20 protein-coding genes are annotated in these 21362 nt (G+C 66.5%); 8 read left to right on the plus strand and 12 right to left on the minus strand.

Annotation, left to right across the window (positions count from 1 at the left end; genetic code table 11):
* Window positions 1-4 precede the first annotated feature (4 nt).
* Window positions 5-1441, plus strand: a complete 1437-nt coding sequence (lpdA, locus tag SOM39_RS01335) for a dihydrolipoyl dehydrogenase (protein ID WP_068852991.1) — start codon at window positions 5-7, stop codon at window positions 1439-1441.
* 197 nt (window positions 1442-1638) lie between these two features.
* Here the strand turns inward: lpdA and SOM39_RS01340 are convergent, their stop codons facing one another.
* From SOM39_RS01340 to SOM39_RS01370, 7 genes are all read right to left on the minus strand, one after another.
* On the minus strand, window positions 1639-1857 hold the full coding sequence (locus SOM39_RS01340) for a hypothetical protein (protein ID WP_068854698.1): 219 nt from the start codon (window positions 1855-1857) through the stop codon (window positions 1639-1641).
* A gap of 215 nt (window positions 1858-2072) precedes the next feature.
* A complete protein-coding gene (locus SOM39_RS01345; protein ID WP_068852994.1) occupies window positions 2073-3497 on the minus strand; it encodes a replicative DNA helicase in 1425 nt (474 codons plus the stop codon).
* A gap of 242 nt (window positions 3498-3739) precedes the next feature.
* Window positions 3740-4300, minus strand: a complete 561-nt coding sequence (locus SOM39_RS01350; protein ID WP_320457256.1) for an NAD(P)H-dependent oxidoreductase — start codon at window positions 4298-4300, stop codon at window positions 3740-3742.
* A 147-nt stretch (window positions 4301-4447) separates the two neighbouring features.
* Window positions 4448-6391: an asparagine synthase (glutamine-hydrolyzing) gene (gene asnB, locus SOM39_RS01355; RefSeq protein ID WP_320457257.1), complete on the minus strand. Its 1944-nt coding sequence runs from the start codon at window positions 6389-6391 to the stop codon at window positions 4448-4450.
* A 3-nt stretch (window positions 6392-6394) separates the two neighbouring features.
* On the minus strand, window positions 6395-8674 hold the full coding sequence (locus tag SOM39_RS01360; protein ID WP_320457258.1) for a thiamine pyrophosphate-dependent enzyme: 2280 nt from the start codon (window positions 8672-8674) through the stop codon (window positions 6395-6397).
* A gap of 67 nt (window positions 8675-8741) precedes the next feature.
* The gene (locus SOM39_RS01365; protein WP_320457259.1) at window positions 8742-9302 is read right to left on the minus strand and encodes a GNAT family N-acetyltransferase; all 561 of its coding nucleotides are present in this window, start codon (window positions 9300-9302) and stop codon (window positions 8742-8744) included.
* A 94-nt stretch (window positions 9303-9396) separates the two neighbouring features.
* Complete coding sequence (locus SOM39_RS01370; protein WP_068853004.1) at window positions 9397-10221, minus strand: glycine zipper 2TM domain-containing protein; 825 nt, start codon at window positions 10219-10221, stop codon at window positions 9397-9399.
* Between the two features lie 161 nt (window positions 10222-10382).
* Between SOM39_RS01370 and SOM39_RS01375 the strand changes: the two genes are divergently transcribed.
* Both SOM39_RS01375 and SOM39_RS01380 read left to right on the plus strand, forming a co-directional pair.
* Window positions 10383-10604 (plus strand): DUF6116 family protein, encoded by a 222-nt coding sequence (locus tag SOM39_RS01375; RefSeq protein ID WP_068853007.1) that lies wholly within the window; start codon window positions 10383-10385, stop codon window positions 10602-10604.
* A complete protein-coding gene (locus SOM39_RS01380; RefSeq protein ID WP_320457260.1) occupies window positions 10601-11365 on the plus strand; it encodes a TatD family hydrolase in 765 nt (254 codons plus the stop codon). Before SOM39_RS01375 ends, SOM39_RS01380 begins: the two co-directional genes overlap by 4 nt.
* Before the next feature lie 322 nt (window positions 11366-11687).
* Here the strand turns inward: SOM39_RS01380 and SOM39_RS01385 are convergent, their stop codons facing one another.
* Both SOM39_RS01385 and SOM39_RS01390 read right to left on the minus strand, forming a co-directional pair.
* The gene (locus SOM39_RS01385) at window positions 11688-12560 is read right to left on the minus strand and encodes a hypothetical protein (RefSeq protein ID WP_320457261.1); all 873 of its coding nucleotides are present in this window, start codon (window positions 12558-12560) and stop codon (window positions 11688-11690) included.
* Window positions 12561-12734: 174 nt separating this feature from the next.
* Window positions 12735-13535, minus strand: coding sequence for a tRNA threonylcarbamoyladenosine dehydratase (locus SOM39_RS01390; RefSeq protein ID WP_093532586.1), 801 nt, complete (start codon window positions 13533-13535; stop codon window positions 12735-12737).
* 94 nt (window positions 13536-13629) lie between these two features.
* Between SOM39_RS01390 and SOM39_RS01395 the strand changes: the two genes are divergently transcribed.
* Window positions 13630-14067 (plus strand): cytochrome c, encoded by a 438-nt coding sequence (locus SOM39_RS01395; RefSeq protein WP_095362767.1) that lies wholly within the window; start codon window positions 13630-13632, stop codon window positions 14065-14067.
* 121 nt (window positions 14068-14188) lie between these two features.
* Entirely contained in the window at window positions 14189-14683 is a 495-nt protein-coding gene (locus tag SOM39_RS01400; protein ID WP_068853017.1) for a glycine zipper 2TM domain-containing protein, read from the plus strand.
* A gap of 85 nt (window positions 14684-14768) precedes the next feature.
* Here the strand turns inward: SOM39_RS01400 and SOM39_RS01405 are convergent, their stop codons facing one another.
* On the minus strand, window positions 14769-14972 hold the full coding sequence (locus SOM39_RS01405; RefSeq protein ID WP_095362768.1) for a cold-shock protein: 204 nt from the start codon (window positions 14970-14972) through the stop codon (window positions 14769-14771).
* A 230-nt stretch (window positions 14973-15202) separates the two neighbouring features.
* Between SOM39_RS01405 and SOM39_RS01410 the strand changes: the two genes are divergently transcribed.
* A complete protein-coding gene (locus tag SOM39_RS01410) occupies window positions 15203-15688 on the plus strand; it encodes a DUF456 domain-containing protein (protein WP_320457262.1) in 486 nt (161 codons plus the stop codon).
* Between the two features lie 140 nt (window positions 15689-15828).
* A complete protein-coding gene (locus SOM39_RS01415; protein WP_320457263.1) occupies window positions 15829-16986 on the plus strand; it encodes a phospholipase A in 1158 nt (385 codons plus the stop codon).
* 45 nt (window positions 16987-17031) lie between these two features.
* Here the strand turns inward: SOM39_RS01415 and SOM39_RS01420 are convergent, their stop codons facing one another.
* Together SOM39_RS01420 and SOM39_RS01425 are read right to left on the minus strand one after the other, a co-directional pair.
* Window positions 17032-17667, minus strand: coding sequence for a glutathione S-transferase family protein (locus SOM39_RS01420; protein ID WP_320457264.1), 636 nt, complete (start codon window positions 17665-17667; stop codon window positions 17032-17034).
* 90 nt (window positions 17668-17757) lie between these two features.
* Complete coding sequence (locus SOM39_RS01425; RefSeq protein WP_068853024.1) at window positions 17758-19275, minus strand: fumarate hydratase; 1518 nt, start codon at window positions 19273-19275, stop codon at window positions 17758-17760.
* 189 nt (window positions 19276-19464) lie between these two features.
* Between SOM39_RS01425 and SOM39_RS01430 the strand changes: the two genes are divergently transcribed.
* On the plus strand, window positions 19465-21336 hold the full coding sequence (locus SOM39_RS01430; RefSeq protein WP_068853025.1) for an ABC transporter ATP-binding protein: 1872 nt from the start codon (window positions 19465-19467) through the stop codon (window positions 21334-21336).
* The last annotated feature ends 26 nt before the right edge of the window (window positions 21337-21362 follow it).

Genomic DNA, 21362 nt, shown 5'->3' on the forward strand with positions numbered 1-21362 from the left:
TTCAATGGCTGAACAATTCGACGTTGTCGTCATCGGTGCCGGTCCGGCCGGCTACCACGCCGCCATCCGCGCCGCGCAGCTGGGTCTGAAGACCGCCTGCATCGACGCTGCCCTGGGCAAGGATGGCAAGCCGGCGCTGGGCGGTACCTGCCTGCGCGTGGGCTGCATCCCATCCAAGGCGCTGCTGGACTCCTCGCGCCAGTTCTGGAACATGGGCCACATCTTTGGCGACCACGGCATCAGCTTCAAGGACGCCAAGATGGACGTCGAGGCGATGGTTGGCCGCAAGGACAAGATCGTCAAGCAGTTCACTGGCGGCATCGCCATGCTGTTCAAGGCCAACAAGGTCACCGCCTACTACGGTTTCGGTGAGCTGCAGCCGGGCAATGTGGTCAAGGTCACCCAGCACGACGGCGAAGTCGTCGAGCTCAAGGGCACCAACGTGATCATCGCCGCCGGTTCGGATTCGATCGAACTGCCGTTCGCCAAGTTCGACGGCGAGACCATCGTCGACAACGTCGGCGGCCTGGACTTCACCGAAGTGCCGGCGCGCCTGGCCGTGATCGGCGCCGGCGTGATCGGCCTGGAACTGGGCAGCGTGTGGAAGCGCCTCGGCGCCGAAGTGACCATCCTGGAAGCGCTGCCGACCTTCCTGGCCGCAGCCGATGCCGAAGTGGGCAAGGTTGCCGCCAAGGAATTCAAGAAGCAGGGCCTGGACATCCGCCTGGGTGCCAAGGTTTCCAAGGCGGAAGTGACCGGCAAGGGCAAGAAGAAGGAAGTCGCCCTGACCTACACCGACGCCGAAGGCGAAAAGAGCCTGGTGGTGGACAAGCTGCTGGTGGCCGTCGGCCGCCGCGCCGCGACCAAGGGCCTGCTGGCCGAAGGCACCGGCGTGAAGGTCAACGAGCGTGGCCAGATCGAAGTGGACGACCATTGCCACACCGGCGTTGATGGCGTGTGGGCGGTCGGCGACTGCGTGCGCGGCCCGATGCTGGCGCACAAGGGCTTCGAGGAAGGCATCGCGGTGGCCGAGCTGATCGCGGGCCTGCCGGGCCACGTCAACATGGACACCATTCCGTGGGTCATCTACACCGAGCCGGAACTGGCCTGGGTAGGCAAGACCGAAGAGCAGCTGAAGGCTGAAGGCATTCCGTACAAGGCCGGCAGCTTCCCGTTCGCCGCCAACGGCCGTGCCGTGGCGATGATCGAGCCGGCTGGCTTCGTCAAGGTCCTGGCCCACGCCGAGACCGACCGCATCCTGGGCATGCACCTGGTCGGCGCGAACGTGTCCGAGCTGGTCCACGAAGGCGTGCTGACCATGGAGTTCAGTGGTTCGGCCGACGACCTGGCCCGCATCTGCCACGCCCACCCGTCCCTGTCGGAAGTCGTCCACGACGCCGCCATGGCCGTGAGCAAGCGCGCGATCCACAAGGCCAACTGACCGGCCCCGTCGTGATGCAATGAAAAACCCCGCCTCGGCGGGGTTTTTTGTGGGCGTACGCCGTCCACTCGACGCATTGCCCCGCGTAGAGCCGACTGTCAGTCGGCTGCCGTAGGCGCGATCCCGGAACATCGCGCTGCGCGCGATAGCCGACTGACAGTCGGCTCTACCGTGCTATGGCCGACTGACAGTCGGCTCTACCGTGCTGTCGCCATGCGGCCGCCACCCAGCAGGCGTGCGGGCAGCATGAGCAGTGCACCCAGGAACGCGAACAGCGCCGAGAAGGTGACGCCGACCAGCCGGAACGGCAGGCTCAGCAGCCACACGAACGGCCAGGCCAGCAGGGCCAGGATCGCCAGCGGCCAGCACAGCACGAACAGCAGGCACCATACGCCGAGCGCGAACAGGGTCTTCATGACGGGTCTCCAGGGCGGCACCTTGCCGCGGCAGGACCACGTTGCCGCCCTGCCCGCCCGGGTTCAACCGGTTTGCGACGAAACCCCGGATCCGCCGACGAAACGCGTACCGACCAACGGTCGGTACCTACCGGGTCCGTCCGGCACACCCGGTCGGGCATGGGTCCGTCCGGCCCCCCCCCGGTAGCGCACGACCGTTGGTCGTGCGCCCGTCATCATTCGAACGACCCCACCGAATCGTGCGAGAGGTTGTCGAAGCGGGTGTATTCGCCGAAGAACTTGAGCTTGCACGAGCCGGTCGGGCCGCCTCGGTGCTTGCCGATGATGATCTCGGCCAGCCCCTTGTCCGGGGAATTTTCCTTGTTGTAGTAATCGTCGCGGTAGATGAACACGATCATGTCCGCGTCCTGCTCGATTGCGCCGGATTCGCGAAGGTCGGCCATCACCGGGCGTTTGTCGGTTCGGGTTTCCAGCGAGCGGTTGAGCTGGGACAGCGCGATCACCGGCACGTTCAGTTCCTTGGCCAGGCCCTTGAGCGAACGCGAGATTTCCGAGATTTCGGTGGCGCGGTTTTCGCTGTTGCCCGGCACGCTCATCAGCTGCAGGTAGTCGATCACGATCAACCCCAGGTCATGCTCGCGCTTGAGGCGGCGGCACTTGGAGCGCAGGATCTCCGGCGACACGCCCGGCGTGTCGTCGATGAAAATTTTGGTTTCCTTCAGCATGCGGATGGCGCCGGTGACCCGGCTCCAGTCCTCGTCTTCCAGCTGGCCGGTACGCAGGCGCTGGGCGTTGATGCGGCCGTTGGAAGAAATCAGGCGCATGGCCAGCTGCGACGCCGACATTTCCATCGAGAACACCGCCACGCCCTTCTTGGACTTGATGGCGGCGTACTCGGCGATGTTCAGCGCGAAGGTGGTCTTGCCCATGGCCGGTCGCGCGGCCAGGATGATCAGGTCGGTCGGCTGCAGGCCGGCGGTCATCGCGTCGAAGTCGGCGTAGCCGGTGGGCAGGCCGGTGATGTTGCCGCCGTTCTCGAAACGGTTGCGCAGCTCTTCGAAGGCGTCCTTCAGCGCGCCGGGCATCGCCACGAAATCGGTGCGGCCACGCGCGCCCTGCTCGGCGATGGCGAACACGGATTTTTCCGCCGCCGACAGCAGTTCGCTGCTCTCGCGGCCTTCCGGCTGGAAACCATCGTTGACGATGTCGGTGCCGACCTGGATCAGTTGCCGCAGCACCGCCTTGTCGCGCACGATCTCGGCATAGGCCGAGATGTTGGCCGCCGACGGCGTGGTGCTGGCCAGTTCGATCAGGTAGGCGCCATCGCCGACCAGTTCCATCTTGCCCTGCGATTCGAACCACTCGCCAAGGGTCACCGCATCGAACGGGCGGTCGCGCTCGGACAGCTCGCGGATCGCCCGGTAGATGGTCTGGTGGTCGCGCCGGTAGAAGTCGGTTTCGGTCAGCTGGTCGTTGATCCGGTCGTAGCTTTCCGGGGCCAGCATCAAGCCGCCCAGCACCGCCTGTTCGGCCTCGATCGAATGTGGAGGCACGCGCAGCGCGTCGATGCGCATCTCGTCGCGATCAAAGCGGTCACCGCGGTCTTTGCGGTCGGAACGGAAGCCGGAGCGGGCGGACATGAGGGGGTGTTCTTCCTGCAGAGTGGAGCGAGGGACATGGTAGGCACGGAGCGGCCGCCACAGCCATGCACAACCCTGTGGATAAGCGGTGGATAGCCGTGCGTATCGGGCGCAGACGGCACGACCAACGGTCGTGCCCTACCGGTTGCAGGTCCGCGTGACCGGCCGGATGCCGACCCTGTCGGGTAGCGCACGACCGTGGGTCGTGCGCCTTGCCTCTCATTATCGCAGAACCACCGGGTTCAATGCTGACCGCCGTGGGTGGCGATCCAGGCCAGGAACTTGTCCACGAAGCCCTGCAGGAAGTCGCGGGTGCCCTCGTTGCTGATCCCGCCCTGCGGGTCGATCAGCCCTTCCTTGAAGTGGACGAACGCCTCGGGCTGGCCCAGCACCGGCATGTCCAGGTAGGCCAGGATGTTGCGCAGGTGCTGCTGGGCCAGTGCGGTGCCTATGGCGCCGATCGAAGCACCGATCACCGCGGCGGGTTTGCCGGCGAAGGCACTGTGGCCGTACGGCCGCGAGCCGATGTCGATGGCGTTCTTGAGCACGCCCGGCACCGAGCGGTTGTATTCGGGGGTGACGAACAGCACGGCGTCGGCCTTCTTGATCTGCTCCTTCAGGCGCAGGCCTTCAGCCGGGTAGGCCTTGTCGAAGTCCTGGTTGTAGAGCGGCAGGTCGCCGATCTGCACGTACTCGAAACTGGCCTTGCCGGCGGCCAGCTTCTCCAGCGCATGGGCCAGGGCCTGGTTGTGCGAGCCGGTGCGCAGGCTGCCGACCAGCACGGCGATGGTGGGGGTTGCCATGAAGGAGCTCCGTTCGGGGGGGAACGACCAGCGTAGGCATGACAGGTGTTGCGCACGGTGAAGGCGTCCGTGGGACACGCATGGCGTGTCGCTACGCTGCCATCCCCGGGCGTAGGGACACGCCATGCGTGTCCGGCGCGGTGCCGGTCACGCGCGCGGAACCGCCGCCCTCGCCTCTTTCCAATGCGCCTGCCAGGCCTGGAACATCAGCACGTTCCACAGATGGGTATGCCATTTGCGCTCGCCCTGCTGGAACTGCTTCCACAGGGGAACAATGGCATCCACATGGAACACGCCTTCGGCCGCCAACCGCGCCGGATCCAGCAGTTCGTCGGCCCAGCCGCGCAGGTCGCCCTTCAACCATGCGCTGACCGGCGCACCAAAGCCGCGCTTGGGCCGGTGCACCATGTCCTGCGGCACGTAACGGCCCAGCACCCGCTTCAGCATGTACTTGCTCACCCCATCGCGCTGCTTCATCGACAGCGGCAGCGACCAGGCGAACCCGGCCACGCGCCAGTCCAGCAGCGGCGCCCGCGCCTCCAGGCTGACCGCCATGCTGGTGCGGTCCACCTTGCACAGCAGGTCATCGGGCAGGTACGTACTGAAATCGGCCAGCATCATCGCGTCGGCCGGCGAGCCGGCGCCGTGCAGCGGGTCGGCCAGGTCATAGAAGCTGCCCGCGCCGCGCGCGCCGATCACCGCGGACACCGGGTCGCGCCAGCGCGAAATGCGGTTGCGGTACACATCGCCGATGCCGCGCGCCCCGGTTTCGGCCAGCAGCGCAGCCAGGCCACCGGTGCGCGAGGCTTCGCCCTGGGTCTGCGAATGGGCGGCCATCCAGCGCCGCAGCGGCGCCGGCACCCGGCCCAGCAGCGTCCAGTTGCGCAGCGCGCGCTGGTAGCGGCTGTAGCCGAAGAACAGCTCATCGCCGCCGTCGCCGGACAGCGCCACGGTCACCGCGCTGCGCGCCAGCTGTGCCACCAGCGCGGTCGGCACCTGCGAGGCATCGGCGAACGGCTCGTCGAACATTGCCGGCAGCGTCGGCACCACCGCCAGCGCATCGGCGCCGCTGACATACAGCTCGGTGTGGTCGGTGCCCAGGTGGGTGGCCAGGGCCTTGGCCAGCGGCGCCTCATCGTGGTCGGAGCCCTGGAACCCGATGCTGAAACTGTGGATCGGCGTGGACGACTGCGACTGCATCAGTGCCGCCACCACCGACGAATCGGTACCGCCAGAGAGGAACACGCCCACTGGCACGTCGGCCACCATGCGCAGCCCGACCGCATCGCGCAGCAGGGCATCGAGCTGGTTCTCGGCATCCTCGTCGCTGCCCACGAACGGCGAGGCCAGCGCCTGCTGCATGCGCTCACGCGCATTCCAGAACGGCAGCTGCTGCTGGTCGGGGCGGTGCGCGGCCGCACCGGCGGCCACCGCGGCGGCATCCAGGCGCAGCACACGCCCCGGCATCAGCTTGAAGCAGCGTTCGTGGATGCAGTGCGGGGCCGGAATATAGTCCAACCGCATCAGCAGGGTCAGCGCGTCGCGGTCGATATCGTTGTCGAACGCGGGGTGCTGCCACAGCGCCTTCAGCTCCGAGCCGAACACCAGCGTGTCGCCGGCCCAGCCGTAGTACAGCGGCTTCTTGCCGACCCGGTCGCGGGCCAGCCACAGGCACTGCTCGGCGCGGTCCCACAGGGCGATGGCGAACATGCCATTGGCACGCTGCAGGGTCTCGTCCAGGCCCCAGGCCACGAACGCGGCCAGCAGCACTTCGGTGTCGGAATGCCCACGGAAAGCATGGCCGCGCGCCTCCAGCTCCAGCCGCAGCGCGGCGAAGTTGTAGACCTCGCCGTTGTAGGCCAGCACATAGCGGCCGTCGTCGGACGCCATCGGCTGGTGGCCCAGCGGCGACAGGTCCAGGATGCTCAGCCGGCGGTGCGCCAGCGCGATGCCACTGGCCGCGTCGGCCCACACCCCGCTGTCATCGGGACCACGGTGCACCAGCGCATCGCCCATGCGGCGCGCCTGCTGTTCCAACGCGGCCTGCTCCCGTACCGGGGCGGCCAGCAACATTCCTGCCAGTCCACACATGCGTCAATGGTCCTGCGCCAACACCCGCGCGGCGCTTGTTACTGCATTGTCGCTTGGAAGCACGCACATTGCTGCCCCCGCGAGCGGTGTGTAGGTATCGGCCCCGCACACCCGCTGCAGCGGCAGGTGGCCGAAGCCGGCCTCGACCAGCGCGGTGATCACCCCCTCCCCCACCCCCGCGCTGTGCCGGCCCTCGTCCACCACCATCACCCGCCGGGCATCGGCAGCCTGCCCGGCAATGAAGCCGGCGTTGAGCGGCACCAGCCAGCGCAGGTCGACCACCCGCACCTGCCAGCCGAGTTCGGCTTCAATGGTGCGCGCCGCACGCAGGCTCATCGGCACCCCGTTGCCGTAGGTGAAGATCACCAGGTCGTTGGCCTCGGCTGCGTATACCCGCCCCTCGCCCAGCACCAGCGCCTGGTCCGGCGCAGGGTACGGAAACAACCATTGGCCATCACCGGGTGCGTGCAGGTCCTTGGTCATGTACAGCGCGATGGGCTCCAGGAACACCGCCACCCGCCCATCGACCTGGGCCAGCGCCGCCAGCGTGCGCAGCATCATCGCCGCGTCATCACCGCGCGAGGCGCAGCCCACCACCAGCCCGGGGATGTCGCGCAGCGCGGCGATCGAGTTGTCGTTGTGGAAGTGGCCGCCGAAGCCCTTCTGGTAGCCCAGCCCGGCAATGCGCACCAACATCGGGTTGCGGTACTGGTCGTTGGAAAAGAACTGCAGCGAACAGGCCTCGCCGCGCAGCTGGTCGGCGGCGTTGTGCAGGTAGGCCAGGTACTGGATTTCCGGGATCGGCAGCATGCCAAGATTGGCCAGGCCCTGGGCCATGCCCAGGATCATGGTTTCATCCAGCAGCGTGTTGAACACCCGGCGCGGGCCGAAGGCTTTCAGCAGCCCCTTGCTGACCGTGTACACCCCGCCCTTCTGCGCGACGTCCTCGCCGAACAGCAGTGACGAAGGGTACTTGCACAGCAGGTCGTGCAGGGCCTGGTTGATCTGGATCGCCAGGTGCCGCGGTGGCTGCCGTTCCGGCAACTGCCCCGCGCCGCCGAACATCGCCTCGCGCGCCTCCGCCGCCGGCACGCGGCGGGCTTCGGCATGCACGGCCGCGGGGGTGTAGGGCGCCAGCGGCGCCATGATCTCGGCCAGCTCGCCCAGCTTGGGCCGCTGGTCGGCCGCGTCGGCGGCAGCGAAGCAGCGCGCGCGCATCGCCTCGTAACGCGCCAGCACCTGGGCGGGCGTCATCCAACCGGACTCCAACGCGATCTGCGCCGAGCGCAGCAGTGGATCGGCCGCCTCTGCCGCGCACAGCTCCGGCAGCGGCCGCCATTCGATCTCGAAATCCGTCCCCGCGTGGCCCATCAACCGCGTGGTGCGCAGGTGCAGGAACGTCGGGCGCCGGGTGCGGCGGCAATGCTCCAGCGCGTGTTGCACCTGCGCGTGGCCGCTGGCCAGGTCCAGACCATCGGCGAAGAAGTAGTCCAGGCCGGGCCGGTGACTGAAGCTGTCGGCAATCCACCCGTCCGGCGTTTTCACCGAAATGCCGATGCCATTGTCCTCGCAGACGAACAACACTGGTGCCGGCAGGCGCTGGTAAGCGGCCCAGGCGGCGGTGTTGAACGCGGTCTGCGCGGTGGCATGGTTGGCCGAAGCATCGCCGAAGGAACAGATCACCACGCTGTCGTCGGGAATCGGCAGGCCATGGCCGATGCGGCGCGCGGTTTCAATGGCCAGCGCGGTGCCCAGCGCCTTGGGCAGGTGCGAGGCGATGGTGGAGGTCTGGGGCAGCACCCACAGCGGCTTGCTGCCCCACACCTTGTGGCGCCCGCCGCTGGCCGGATCGTCGCGGCTGGCAGCGAAGGACAGCGCCGCGTCCATCACCGGGTCCATGCCCGGCAGCTGGCGGAAGCGCTCGGCCATGAACGCGCCGGAGCGGTAATGCAGGAACGCCGGATCAGTGTGCCGGGCCAGCCGCGCCACCAGCGCATTGCCTTCGTGGCCGGACGAACCGATGGTGTAGAAGACCTTGTTCTGCACGCGCAGCACGCGCGCCATCAGGTCCAGATGGCGGCTGACCAGCTGCGACTCGAACAGCGCATCGAAGCCCTGCGCGTCCAGCGTGCTGCCCGGCAGGATCGGCGCATCGCCGGCGGGGCGTGGGGCGGCGGGGCCATCCCAGTGCTGCACGAATTCGATGAAGTTGGCGTCGCATATCTCGGCCCGGTTCAGGCCCTTCATGCGCGCGGGAATCGGATCGGGAACCACGGCAACCATGCACACCCTCCAGCTGGGCCGAACGGACGACCGCGCCGAGCATGGCCCAAAAAGGGGACTGAGGTGGTTAAGTGGACTTAACCTCCTGCGTCCCCGTTCGACGCCACTGGTGGCGCGACTGCCCCCAGATCTCGATCGGCTTGCCATCGTGCGGCGGCGGCAGTTCGCCCATGCGCAGCAGCGTGCTGCCGAGCTTGCGCGCGACGGCCTTGGAGTTCTCATTGGCCGCATCGATGGTGTGGATCACCTCGTCCCAGCCGAGCGTGTCGAACGCCCAGTCGATGGCGGCAACCGCCGCCTCCGGTGCGTAGCCCTTGCCCCAGCTGGCGTGGCGGATGCTCCAGCCGACTTCGGTCCCAGGCCAGTCCAGCGGTTGCCACGGCCCCATGCGCCCCACCCAGTCGCCGCTGCTCTTCTCGATCACCGAGAACATCGAGAAGCCATACAGGTGCCAACTGCCCGCCAGGCAGCTGAAACTGCGCCAGGCCTGGGACGGCGCCTGCACCCCGCCCAGGTGCTGCATCACCTGCGGATCGGTGCAGAACTGCAGGAAGGCGTCGAAGTCCTCCGCGCGTGGCGGGCGCAGGATCAGCCGGTCGGTTTCCAGGCGCAGATCGAAAATGCTCATGGGGTACCCCGTTGGTAAGCCGGGGGCCATCTTCGCAGAACGAAAGAGGCCGGCAAGATGCCGGCCTCTTCGTACCTGCTGCACAGCGCCCCGATTACTGGCGGGCGGTATCCAGCGCGGCGGTCTGGGTGACCAGCTGGCCGTCGACGACCGGCAGGCGGTCGCTGCTGGGCTTGTTGGCCATCTTGACGGTCTTTTCAACGCCGTCGTAGCGGTAGGTCACATTGTAGCCGGTGACGTTGCTGGTGGTGCCCATGGCGATGCGGTTGCCCGGCTTGCTGGCCATGCGCATGGTGCCAGTGGTGCCGTCTTCATTGCGGTAGGTCACGTTGTAGCCGGTGACCTTGGTCGATTCGGAGGTGGCCGTCTCGGTGTGGCACTGGCGCTCGGTGCGGTTGACCACGCGGCCACCGACATGGCGCTTGTCCACCTGGTTGCCGATCACGCCGCCAGCAACGGCGCCGGCGGCGGTGGCAGCCTTGCGGCCATTGCCGCCGCCCACCTGGTTGCCCAGCAGGCCGCCGATGACGGCGCCGGCCACGGTGCCGCCGACATTGCCGTCGCGCTCGGGCAGGCGTTCCTGCACCACCACGTCGTTGCAGACCTCGTGCGGAGTCTGGGTGGTGGAGGTCTCACGCACCGGCTCGGTGCCGATCACGGTGGCGTAGGCCTTTTCCTTCTGGGTCAGCGGATCGACCTTGACCACGTCGGCGTATTCCAACCGGCCGGCCTTGTCCACGGCGAGTTCGTCGGTGCGCGCACCATCGTCGGCCAGCGGCGTGGTGTCCAGGCTCGGGCGGGTCTGCGCGGCGGTAACCGGGTCGGTGGAGCTACCGCTTTTCATGAAGGCGGCGGTGGCGATGCCCCCGACCAGCAGGGCGCCTGCAGCGACCAGGACAGTAGTAGTTGTGCTTTTCATATCCGACTCCCTGCGGGCGATCCGCAACGTTCTTGATGCGGATTCCAGCATGCGAACCCTGAACGGTATCTCCACATGACGCTTACGACCCGCCTCCCCATTCAGGTTCTGTCGTCGCAGGGCTCGTGATAGCGTTTACACCACTTGTCGAGGAGAGTGCGATGCCCGGTCCCCTGCTGCTACCCGTCATGAAATGGGCGCGCGGACTGCGTTACCCCACGCTGTTCAAGATCACCGCGGCGCTGTTCGCGGTAACGCTGTTCATTCCAGACCCGATTCCGTTCGTGGATGAAATCCTGTTCGGGCTGGGCACGCTGCTGCTGGCCAACTGGAAGCGCCGCAGCGACACCCTGCCGCCGCGCCTGGACCGGCGCGACGCGTGAGCCTGATCGACAGCCACTGCCACCTGGACGCGGACGAATTCGACCACGACCGCGCCCAGGTGATCGCGCGCGCTCAGGCGGCAGGTGTTCGAACACAGGTGGTGCCCGCCGTGACCGCCGCCAGCTGGCCCAAGCTGCGTGAGACCTGCCAGTTGGCCGACGGGCTGTATCCGGCATATGGGCTGCACCCCATGTTCCTGGACCAGCATCGCCCGGAGCACCTGGACCAGCTGCGCGAGTGGATCGCCCGCGAGCAGCCGTGTGCGGTGGGCGAATGCGGACTGGATTTCTTCGTGGAAGGCCTGGATGCCGACCGGCAGCAGTTTTACTTCGACGGGCAGTTGCGGATCGCGCGCGAGTTCGACCTGCCGGTGATCGTGCATGCCCGGCGCGCGGTGGATGCGGTGATCGCCGCCATCAAACAGGTGGGCGGCCTGCGCGGGGTGATCCACAGTTTTCCCGGCAGCCCGGAACAGGCCACGCAATTGCACAAGCTTGGCTTCCTGGTCGGCCTCGGCGGCCCGCTGACCTATGACCGCGCCCAGCGCCTGCAGCGACTGGTGGCACAGCTGCCGCTGGAGCAGCTGCTGCTGGAAACCGATGCGCCGGACCAGCCGGACGCCGGCATCCGCGGCCAGCGCAATGAGCCGGCGCGGCTGACGGTGATTGCAGAAACCGTAGCGAAGTTGCGCGGAGAAACGGTGGAGGCAATTGCCGACCAGACTTCCGCCAACGCACGCCGGCTGTTCGCCCTCAGGTAGAGCCACGCCCTGCGTGGCTTTGACCCAGGCCGACGACACGAAGAAGACTCAGTCCTGATGTGTAGGACGCGACGGCTTTTCAGGGGTTGGACCTCCGACGGTGACGCTGCCCGTGTAACCGCCACCACCATAACTGCCTCCGCCGATGGGTCCGGTGTAACCACCGCCTCCGGAGCCTCCGCCACCAGTGCCATTGCCGCCACCGGGTCTTGCACCCGTAATACTCTTTCGGTCGATGGCATTCCAGTCCCTGCTGCCGGTCATCTCGTAGGTGGTACAGACCTCTCCACAATTTCCCAACGCTTCATGCAACATTTCTCCATTAGATGCAGCAGGTTTTCTTGAGTTCCTTCGCAGCAACCTCCGCTGCCGAGATTTCAGCCGGAGTAAGGACGCTCCGGAGCTCAGCCAACTCCGTGCTGCGGGACGGCAAGGCGTCCGTCTGCTGGAGTGCGAGCTTGTGTGCGTATGCGGCAGAAGGGTCCTTGGGTGCAAGGATGCCGCGCTGATAGATGTCGCCAAGCGCATCGAGGGCATCCAGGCTTCCTGACTGCAGCGCGCGCTGGAGCAGGGAGACCGCCATGCTGCGGTACTCAAATGCTCGCTCGGGGTCTGCCAGAAGATCACCGAAGGTCCCAAGCGTTGCGGCGGGATCTTGGGCATATAGCAGCTGCGCTTCAACTTCGCCTTGCTGGGCAGCCTGTTCGAGCCAGTTTTCATCCAGCAGATCGCCGCTGGATAGAAGCTTGGCGCAGTTCTGAAGCTCCTTCTCCACACCGCGCATATATTGCTGACCAAGGCCTTCCCGCGCATAGGCAAGATAGACACCCTGGTCGCCAGGCTTCATTACCCGCTTGCATGAATCAATGCGGAGGTGAATTTCATAGCTGGCCAGACCGCTTCCGCCTCGAGCTGCCGCCAGCCTCTGGCTGACGAATTCCAAGGCATCACCTTCAAGATCCATCGGTGGGGACTTGATGTAATAGGCACGACCCTGGATCAACTGCCTGCGCGTTGCCGACTCCGGGGACGCCGGGTTGCTGCGGTAACCGTTGCGCACCTGCGTCGCTTCTGCAGCCGCGCCGATCCGCACGGACTTGAATGGTGCATCCACGACTGATTCGGAGGCTCGGAGCCAGAGATAACCGGCCCCACTTCCCACCAGCAACAACAATGCCGCGCAAAGGACGCGCATCAGACCCTCCTTGACCACAAATAAAGCGACTCCAGATCGCTTCCAATGCCGTCAATTGTGTCTGCTTGAATCGTTTGCCTGCATCATCGAAAACCGGGCACACAGGTGAGGAATCGCCGCGCCAATTCGTAAGGCGAATACGGGGGCGAAAACGCAAGGCAGTAGCTCGATGCGCTAGACCCGTGCAGGTTTGCTCTTCAACAGCATCTCCAACGCCTTGCCCACCGCCGCGAACGCGAACGCGCCGGTGATATGCGTGGCCGCGCCCAGCCCGGCGCCGCAGTCCAGCTTCAACGCGGCATCGGCACCCAGCTGCGGGCGCACGCCGCACACGCTGCCATCGGCCTGCGGGTACTTCACGTTCTCCAGCGAGTACACCGCCGGTACGCCGAAGTAGCGCGAGGCGTTCTTCGGGAAGTTGAAATCGCTGCGCAGCTTCTTGCGGATCAGGGCCAGCATGGCGTCGTGCTCGGTGCGCGAGACGTCACGGATGCGCACCAGGGTCGGGTCGGTCCGGCCACCGGCCGCGCCCACGGTGAGGATGGGCAGCTTGCGGCGGCGGCACCAGGCAATGGTTTCCACCTTGACCCGGAAGCTGTCGCAGGCGTCGATGACCAGGTCGAAGTCGCGGTCGAGCAGCTCGACCATGTTCGACACGGTCAGGAACGAGGCAACCGCATCAACGCTGATGTCCGGGTTGATCGCAACGCAGCGCTCGGCCATTGCCTCGGCCTTGTTGCGCCCGTACTGCCCGGCCAGCGCCGGCAGCTGGCGGTTGGTGTTGGACACGCAGATGTCGTCGGCGTCGATCAGGGTCAGGTGCCCCACCGCCGTGCGCGCCAGTGCTTCCACCACCCACGAGCCCACCCCGCCCATGCCGACCACCGCCACCCGGCGCTGCGACAGCTGGTCCACGGTACCCACCCCATACAACCGGTCGATGCCGGCAAAGCGTTCGCGCAATACGTCGTTCATGCCGCCCATTTTAGACGGCCCGGCGCCCGCCACGTACGGTCGTGATGCGGCCAGCGGTAGGATGCTGCGAGCCACCCACAAGGAAGCCACCCGCATGAATGCCCCCGTCCCCACCCGCCGCCCGTCCGCCGCTTACCGCTATCTGTTTGTCGCAGGCCTGGGGCTGGTGATCGGCCTGGTCGCCACGGTGATGGTGTCCCGCGCGATCCAGGCCCGCCAGGACCCGTTCCCCGGCAGCCTGATGCACGTGATGGAGCGCCAGGTGGCGCTGTTGCGCGATGCGCAGGCGCAGAACCGCTGCAGCCTGGCCGACAGCGTGCCGCGCCTGCAGACGCTGCGCTCGCTGTCCAACGACCTGGACCTTGCGTTCCCCGACCTGAAGGACAGTGCGCAGTTCCAGCAGCACGCCAGCGGCCTGCGCGCCACGCTCAACACCGCGCTGGCGGCGCCGCCTACCGACTGCGTGGCCATGGGCCAGCTGGTCGAAAAGATCCAGACCGACTGCAAGGCCTGCCACCAGGATTTCCGCTGATTCATCTGGCAGCCACGAAGCGGTGGCCGGATTGGCACCCTGTTCACGCGGGACAGGACAGGATCTGCGCCATGCGCCCCAGACGCATTCACGACCACCCCTTCTGGCCAGGAGAACCACCATGAAGATCCAACTCATTGCTGCCGCCGCCGTCGCTACCGTCGCGCTGGCCGGCTGTGCCACCACCTCGCCTGGCTACGGCGGCGGCTACAACAACAACGGCTACAACAACGGCTATAACAACAGCGGCAACTACAACACCAACCGCTGCGCCGATTGCGGCATCGTGACCCGCATCAACCAGGTGGCCTCCGGCCGAACGGCACCGAGCGCCACCGGCGCGATCCTGGGCGGCCTGGTCGGCGCCGTGGCCGGCCATGAAATCTCCGACCACACCGGCGGCAGCAAGGGCAACCAGAACATCGCCGCCGCTGCGGGCGCGGTGGGCGGTGCGCTTGCCGGCAACCAGATCCAGAAGAACGTGACCAGCGATACCTTCGACATCACCGTGCGCATGGACGACGGCCGCACCGTGGTGGTGAACCAGCGTGACCTCGGCGGGATCCGCGAGAACACCTACGTACGCGTGGTCAATGGTCGCGTAGTCCTGCGCTGATCCACTGCGCCGCTGCAGCGTGAAAGCAAAGGGCCCGCTTGCGCGGGCCCTTTCCATGTTCCGATCAGACCGGAGCGGTGCGCGCTTAGAGCGGGCGCACCTTGTCGGCCTGCAGGCCCTTCTGGCCCTGGGTCACTTCAAACTCGACCGCTTGGCCTTCCTTCAGACTCTTGAAGCCTTGGGAATCGATTGCACGGAAGTGTACGAACACGTCCTCACCGCTTTCACGGCTGATGAAACCGAAACCCTTCGCGTCATTGAACCACTTGACGGTGCCCTTCTCTACCATCTTCCTTACTCCCTGACTGACCTGTAGTTGGTTACGCCTTGTGGGCGGCTGACAAGCAAGGGGGAAGCGAGGTGCATCGATGGAGCGGATCGGAAGATCTACCATCATCAGGCCACGATCCACGGTGACCTTGCCAAGCTCAGCGTCTGCAACTTAACCCGGGCCAAATGAAAAAGCAACTGGCTTATTTCACATATGTCAACCCCAAATAGACGACCATACTGGACAGCATGGACCCTTCATTCATCTTTTACCTGACCGCCGTGGTGCTGGTCCTGGTCGGTATCGCCGGGATCATCCTGCCCGCTCTGCCCGGGATCCCGCTGGTCTTCGCCGGCCTGCTGGTGGCGGCCTGGGGCGACGGCTTCGTGCATGTGGGCTGGGTACCGCTGACGGTGCTCGGCCTGCTGACGCTGGCCTCCTTCGCCGTGGACGTGTTGGCCACGGTAGTGGGCGCCAAGCGGGTCGGGGCCAGCCGCAAGGCGCTGTGGGGTACCTTCATCGGCAGTATCGTCGGCGTGTTCTTCATGCCGATCGGCCTGTTCGCCGGACCACTGGCCGGCGCATTGCTCGGCGAGTACTGGCATACGCGCGAACTGGGCCGGTCCACCAAGGTGGGGTTGGCCACCTGGCTGGGCATCCTGCTGGGGTTCGCGCTCAAGCTGGCGCTGATAATCGCGATGCTGGGCATCTTCGCGTTCGCCTGGTTCTTCTGAGCCCGGCCAGCTTCACGTTGCGCGCACGGGGGGCACCGGCATAAACGCGCTGATCCCGTCAGTGCGTCGCGTTGCGCTGGCGGGAACGTCGGGCAGCCGCCACACTGTCCGCGCTCCCCTCCATTCATCGGCCCGCCTCCATGACCCACCGCCCTCGTTCGGCCCTGTTCTCTGCCTTGGCGCTGGCCAGCGCCAGCCTGCCGCTGGCCGCCCAGGAAGCCGCGCCGACGCCGGCATCGCCTGAAGCCTGCGCGCTGGTGGGCACCGATGTGGCCCGCCTGGCCTGCTACGACAAGCTGTTCCGACCCACGGTGGAAACCACCCAGGCGGCCGATGCCGCTGCCACCGCCGCCAAGCAGGAGCGTCGGGAAGAGCGCCAGGCGGCGCGCACGCCCGATGCCCCGCCCACCGAACGGGTCAAGCAGCGGCTGGGCGAGGTGTTCAAGAACGATGGCCATGATTCCGCGCTGGCCAATGCCGGCAAGGGTTCGTTGCTGGACAGCCGCTGGGAACTGGCGCAGGACTCCAAGCTGGGAGCGTTCCAGCTGCGCGCCTACAAGCCGGTGTACCTGCTGCCCGCGTTCTGGACCAGCGACAAGAACCAGATGCCGCACTCGCCCAACCCGGACAACACGGTGACCACGCCACAGCAGCTGGACAGCAACGAGCTGAAGTTCCAGCTGAGCTTCAAGACCAAGGTCTGGGAGAACGTGTTCGGCGACAACGGCGACATCTGGGCCGGGTATACCCAGAGCTCGCGCTGGCAGGCCTACAACGCCGACAACTCGCGCCCGTTCCGCGAAACCAATTACGAGCCGGAGATCATGATGGTCTTCCGCAACGGCTATTCCATCGGCGGCTGGCGCGGGCGCATGAGCGGGCTCAGCCTCACCCACATGTCCAACGGCCGCGCCGACCCGCTGTCGCGCAGCTGGAACCGGGTGATCGCCAACATCGGCCTGGACCGCGAAAACTGGGCGCTGGTGCTGCGCCCGTGGTACCGCCTGCCGGAAGACCGCGAAGACGACAACAACCCGGACATCGAGGATTACATGGGCCGCGGCGACGCGACCCTGACCTGGAACCGCAACGGCCACGAAGTTTCGCTGATGGCGCGGCATTCACTGCGCGGTGGCGACCGTTCGCACGGGGCGGTGCAGCTGGATTACGGCTTCCCGATCAGCAACCTGCTGCGCGGGCATGTGCAGATCTTCGATGGGTACGGTGAAAGCATGATCGATTACAACCACAAGGCGACCTACATCGGCCTGGGCGTGTCGTTGCTGGAGTGGTACTGACGCTGCGCCGCAGCCACGCCGGGCGCGGCGTGGCGCTACGCGGTATCACCGCCAGTCGGTGATGCCTTCGCGGCGGTAGGCTTCGGCAAACGCCGGGCGCGCTTTGATGCGCTCTGCGTAGACCTTCAGTTCCGGCCACGTATCGCTTGGCCGGGGCATGTTGCGTGACCAGCGCATCAGCATCACCAGCATGAAATCGACCACGCTGATGCGTTCGCCCAGCACGTACGGCCCCGCCTGCTGCAGGTGCTCGGCGAACCGTGTCCAGCCCGCTTCCAGCTGCTGGCGCGCGCCCTCGCGTACCGCGTCCACGTTGTCCGCACCGGCCACTTCATCGGCGTAGAACCACGCGCGATACGCCGGCTGCAGGGTGTTGGCGCACCAGAACATCCACCGGTAGGCCTGCGCACGCTCAGGCGTGCCCGGCGCCGGCAGCAGCCCCGCCTGCGGGTGCAGGTCGGCCAGGTGCAGGGCGATCGCCGCCGCTTCGGTCAGGACCTGGCTGCCGATCACCAGCGTGGGCACGCGACCGGCCGGGTTGAGGGCCAGGTAATCGGCCGATTTCTGCTCGCGGGTATCGAAATCGAGCAGCACCAGTTTGTGCTCGATGCCCAGTTCGATCAGCAGCCAGTGCACCACCAGCGAGGCGGTGCTGGAGGATCCGTACAACGTGGTGGCCATGCGCGGGGACCTGCAGTTGGGAAGGCCCTGATTATGCGCGCGCCGGTAGAACGAACAACGGCGCCCAGAAGCGCCGTTGTTCAAGAAGCATCAGGCCACGACCACCGGGATCCTGCCGATCTTCGCCTGCCATTCGCGCGGACCGGTGATGTGCACCGATTCACCCGTGGAATCCACCGCCACGGTCACCGGCATGTCCTGCACGGTGAATTCGTAGATCGCTTCCATGCCCAGGTCGGCAAAGCCGACCACCTTGGCCGCCTTGATCGCCTTGGACACCAGGTAGGCAGAACCGCCCACCGCCATCAGGTAAGCCGACTTGTTGTCACGGATCGCCTCGATCGCGGCCGGGCCGCGCTCGGCCTTGCCGACCATGCCCAGCAGGCCGGTCTGTTCCAGCACCTGGCGGGTGAACTTGTCCATGCGGGTGGCGGTGGTCGGGCCGGCCGGGCCCACCACTTCCTCGCGCACCGGATCGACCGGACCCACGTAATAGATGAAGCGGCCCTTGAGGTCGACCGGCAGCGGCTCGCCCTTGTTGAGCATGTCCACCATGCGCTTGTGTGCGGCATCGCGGCCGGTGAGCAGCTTGCCGTTGAGCAGCAGGGTCTGGCCCGGCTTCCAGCTGGCCACGTCTTCCGGGGTGATGGTATCCAGGTCGACGCGGGTGCCCTTGGAGGCGTCGTAGGTGATCTGCGGCCAGTCTTCCAGCGACGGCGGGTCCAGCATCACCGGGCCGCTGCCGTCCAGGGTGAAGTGGGCGTGGCGGGTGGCGGCGCAGTTGGGGATCATCGCCACCGGCAGGTTGGCCGCGTGGGTCGGGAAGTCCTTGACCTTGATGTCCAGCACCGTGGTCAGGCCGCCCAGGCCCTGTGCGCCGATGCCCAGCGCGTTGACCTTGTCATACAGCTCCAGGCGCAGTTCTTCGGCGCGGTTGGAGGCGCCACGGGCCTTGAGTTCGTTGATGTCGATCGGCTCCATCAGCGATTCCTTGGCCAGCAGCATCGCCTTTTCCGCAGTGCCACCGATGCCGATGCCGAGCATGCCCGGCGGGCACCAGCCGGCGCCCATGGTCGGCACGGTCTTGAGCACCCAGTCGACGATGGAGTCGGACGGGTTGAGCATGGCGAACTTGCTCTTGGCTTCCGAACCGCCGCCCTTGGCCGCCACGATCACGTCCACGGTGTCGCCCGGCACGATCTTCATGTTGACCACGCCCGGGGTGTTGTCCTTCGTATTGACGCGCTTGCCGGCCGGATCGGCCAGCACCGAGGCGCGCAGCTTGTTGTCCGGGTGGTTGTACGCGCGGCGCACGCCTTCATTGGCCATGTCTTCCAGGCTCATGGTGGCGTCGTCCCAGCGCACGTTCATGCCCACTTCCAGGAACACGGTGACGATGCCGGTGTCCTGGCAGATCGGCCGATGGCCTTCGGCGCACATGCGGGAATTGATCAGGATCTGGGCCATCGCTTCCTTCGCGGCCGGCGACTCCTCGCGCTCGTAGGCGGCGGTGAGGCTCTTGATGTAGTCGACCGGGTGGTAGTACGAGATGTACTGCAGCGCGTCGGCGATGGACTGGATGAGGTCTTCCTGCTTGATCGATGTCACGTAATGCTCGCTTGCTCGGGGCTGGCGGGGGTAAGCCCACCATTTTAGCGCCCCGGCCCGGCGGTGGTGGGAATCACTCCCGACAACTGCGCCGGGCCCTGTCACAGCACGCAATCCCGGCCGGTCTTACAGGATGACGCCCCCCGGTAAACAACCGGGCTTCACAGCGATGGCAGGCACAATGGGGCCATGCCTGCCTCCCCCGCCGCCGGCGCTTCCGGCCCGAAGAATCCCAGCCTGCGCGAACGCTTCCAGGCGATGCGCAACCTGCCCCCGTTCCTGCGCCAGGTCTGGCAGACCAGCCCGGCACTGGCCAGCGCCAGCCTGGGGCTGCGCGTCATCCGTGCGCTGCTGCCGGTGGCGATGCTGTACGTGGGCAAGCTCATCATCGATGCGGCGCTGCTGCTGAGCCGGCACGAGGCCGGCTTCCCGCCGTTCGATGAAGCGCTCTACAGCGGCCTGCTCAATCCCCTGCTGGGCCTGCTGGCGCTGGAATTCGGCCTGGCCATCGCCTCGGACCTGCTCGGCCGCATCGTCAGTTACGCCGACACCCTGCTCTCGGAGCTGTTCACCAACGTCACCAGCGTGCGCCTGATGGAACACGCGGCGGAGCTGGACCTGGAGGACTTCGAGGACCCGGACCTGCAGGACAAGCTGGACCGCGCCCGGCGCCAGACCATGGGCCGGATGAACCTGATGAGCCAGCTGTTCGGCCAGGTCCAGGACGCCATCACCGTGGCCAGCCTGGCGGTGGGCCTGCTGGTCTACGCGCCGTGGTTGATCCTGCTGCTGGGCGTGGCACTGGTGCCGGCATTCATCGGCGAATCGCACTTCAACGCGGCCGGCTACAGCCTCAACTTCCAGTGGACCCCCGAGCGCCGCCAGCTGGACTACCTGCGCCAGATCGGTGCCAGCGTGGAGACCGCCAAGGAGGTGAAGATCTTCAACCTCCACCGCTTCCTGATCGACCGCTACCGGTTCCTGGCCGACAAGTTCTTCCGCGCCAACCGCGCGCTGGCGCGCAAACGCGCGTTCTGGGGCACCCTGCTGGCCGCCCTGGGCACGCTCGGCTACTACACCGCCTATGCCTACATCGCCTGGCGCACGGTGCGCGGCGACTTCTCCATCGGCGACCTGACCTTCCTGGCCGGCAGCTTCCTGCGCCTGCGCCAGCTGCTGGAAGGCCTGCTCATCGGCTTTTCGCAGGTGGCCAGCCAGGCGCTGTACCTGGACGATCTGTTTTCGTTCTTCCAGATCCAGCCGGAAATCCATTCGCGCCCGGACGCGGTACCGGTGCCGCAGCCGATCACCCAGGGCTTCGTGTTCGAGAACGTGGGCTTCCAGTATCCCGACGCGGAAAGCTGGGCGGTGCGCCATCTGGATTTCGAGCTGCGCGCGGGCGAAGTGCTGGCCCTGGTCGGCGAGAACGGCGCCGGCAAGACCACGCTGGTGAAGCTGCTGGCACGGCTGTACGACCCGGACGAAGGCCGCATCCTGCTCGACGGCCGCGACCTGCGCGACTACGACCTGGACGACCTGCGCGCCAACATGGGGGTGATCTTCCAGGATTTCGTGCGCTACAACCTCAGTGCCGGCGAGAACATCGGGGTGGGCCTGGTCGAAGCGATGACCGACGATGCGCGCATCCGCGACGCCGCGCGCCGTGGCATGGCCGAAGATGTGATCGCCGGGCTGCCGCAGGGCTACGAGCAGCTGATCGGGCGGCGCTTCAAGCAGGGCGTGGACCTGTCCGGCGGCCAGTGGCAGAAGATCGCCATCGCCCGCGCCTACATGCGCGATGCGCAGGTGATGATCCTGGACGAACCCACTGCCGCGCTGGATGCGCGCGCCGAGTTCGAGGTATTCCAGCGCTTCAAGGAGCTGTCCGACAACCGCACCGCCGTGCTGATCTCGCACCGGTTCTCCTCGGTGCGCATGGCCGACCGGATCCTGGTGCTGGCCGGTGGGCGGATCGAGGCGAGTGGCACCCACGCCCAGCTGATGGCGCAGGGAGGCCGCTACGCCGAGCTGTTCGAACTGCAGGCGGCGGGATATCGCTGAACGGGGTTCAATGAGAATTTATCTCA

The organism is Stenotrophomonas sp. CFBP8994 (assembly GCF_034044835.1).
In the GTDB taxonomy this organism is placed as follows: Bacteria; Pseudomonadota; Gammaproteobacteria; order Xanthomonadales; family Xanthomonadaceae; genus Stenotrophomonas; species Stenotrophomonas rhizophila_A.

Coding starts and splice junctions, on each gene's coding strand:
- lpdA (WP_068852991.1), top strand. CDS start 5: ATGGCTGAACAATTCGACGTTGTCGTCATCGGTGCCGGTCCGGCCGGC.
- SOM39_RS01340 (WP_068854698.1), bottom strand. CDS start 1,857: ATGAAGACCCTGTTCGCGCTCGGCGTATGGTGCCTGCTGTTCGTGCTG.
- SOM39_RS01345 (WP_068852994.1), bottom strand. CDS start 3,497: ATGTCCGCCCGCTCCGGCTTCCGTTCCGACCGCAAAGACCGCGGTGAC.
- SOM39_RS01350 (WP_320457256.1), bottom strand. CDS start 4,300: ATGGCAACCCCCACCATCGCCGTGCTGGTCGGCAGCCTGCGCACCGGC.
- asnB (WP_320457257.1), bottom strand. CDS start 6,391: ATGTGTGGACTGGCAGGAATGTTGCTGGCCGCCCCGGTACGGGAGCAG.
- SOM39_RS01360 (WP_320457258.1), bottom strand. CDS start 8,674: ATGGTTGCCGTGGTTCCCGATCCGATTCCCGCGCGCATGAAGGGCCTG.
- SOM39_RS01365 (WP_320457259.1), bottom strand. CDS start 9,302: ATGAGCATTTTCGATCTGCGCCTGGAAACCGACCGGCTGATCCTGCGC.
- SOM39_RS01370 (WP_068853004.1), bottom strand. CDS start 10,221: ATGAAAAGCACAACTACTACTGTCCTGGTCGCTGCAGGCGCCCTGCTG.
- SOM39_RS01375 (WP_068853007.1), top strand. CDS start 10,383: ATGCCCGGTCCCCTGCTGCTACCCGTCATGAAATGGGCGCGCGGACTG.
- SOM39_RS01385 (WP_320457261.1), bottom strand. CDS start 12,560: ATGCGCGTCCTTTGCGCGGCATTGTTGTTGCTGGTGGGAAGTGGGGCC.
- SOM39_RS01390 (WP_093532586.1), bottom strand. CDS start 13,535: ATGAACGACGTATTGCGCGAACGCTTTGCCGGCATCGACCGGTTGTAT.
- SOM39_RS01395 (WP_095362767.1), top strand. CDS start 13,630: ATGAATGCCCCCGTCCCCACCCGCCGCCCGTCCGCCGCTTACCGCTAT.
- SOM39_RS01400 (WP_068853017.1), top strand. CDS start 14,189: ATGAAGATCCAACTCATTGCTGCCGCCGCCGTCGCTACCGTCGCGCTG.
- SOM39_RS01405 (WP_095362768.1), bottom strand. CDS start 14,972: ATGGTAGAGAAGGGCACCGTCAAGTGGTTCAATGACGCGAAGGGTTTC.
- SOM39_RS01410 (WP_320457262.1), top strand. CDS start 15,203: ATGGACCCTTCATTCATCTTTTACCTGACCGCCGTGGTGCTGGTCCTG.
- SOM39_RS01415 (WP_320457263.1), top strand. CDS start 15,829: ATGACCCACCGCCCTCGTTCGGCCCTGTTCTCTGCCTTGGCGCTGGCC.
- SOM39_RS01420 (WP_320457264.1), bottom strand. CDS start 17,667: ATGGCCACCACGTTGTACGGATCCTCCAGCACCGCCTCGCTGGTGGTG.
- SOM39_RS01430 (WP_068853025.1), top strand. CDS start 19,465: ATGCCTGCCTCCCCCGCCGCCGGCGCTTCCGGCCCGAAGAATCCCAGC.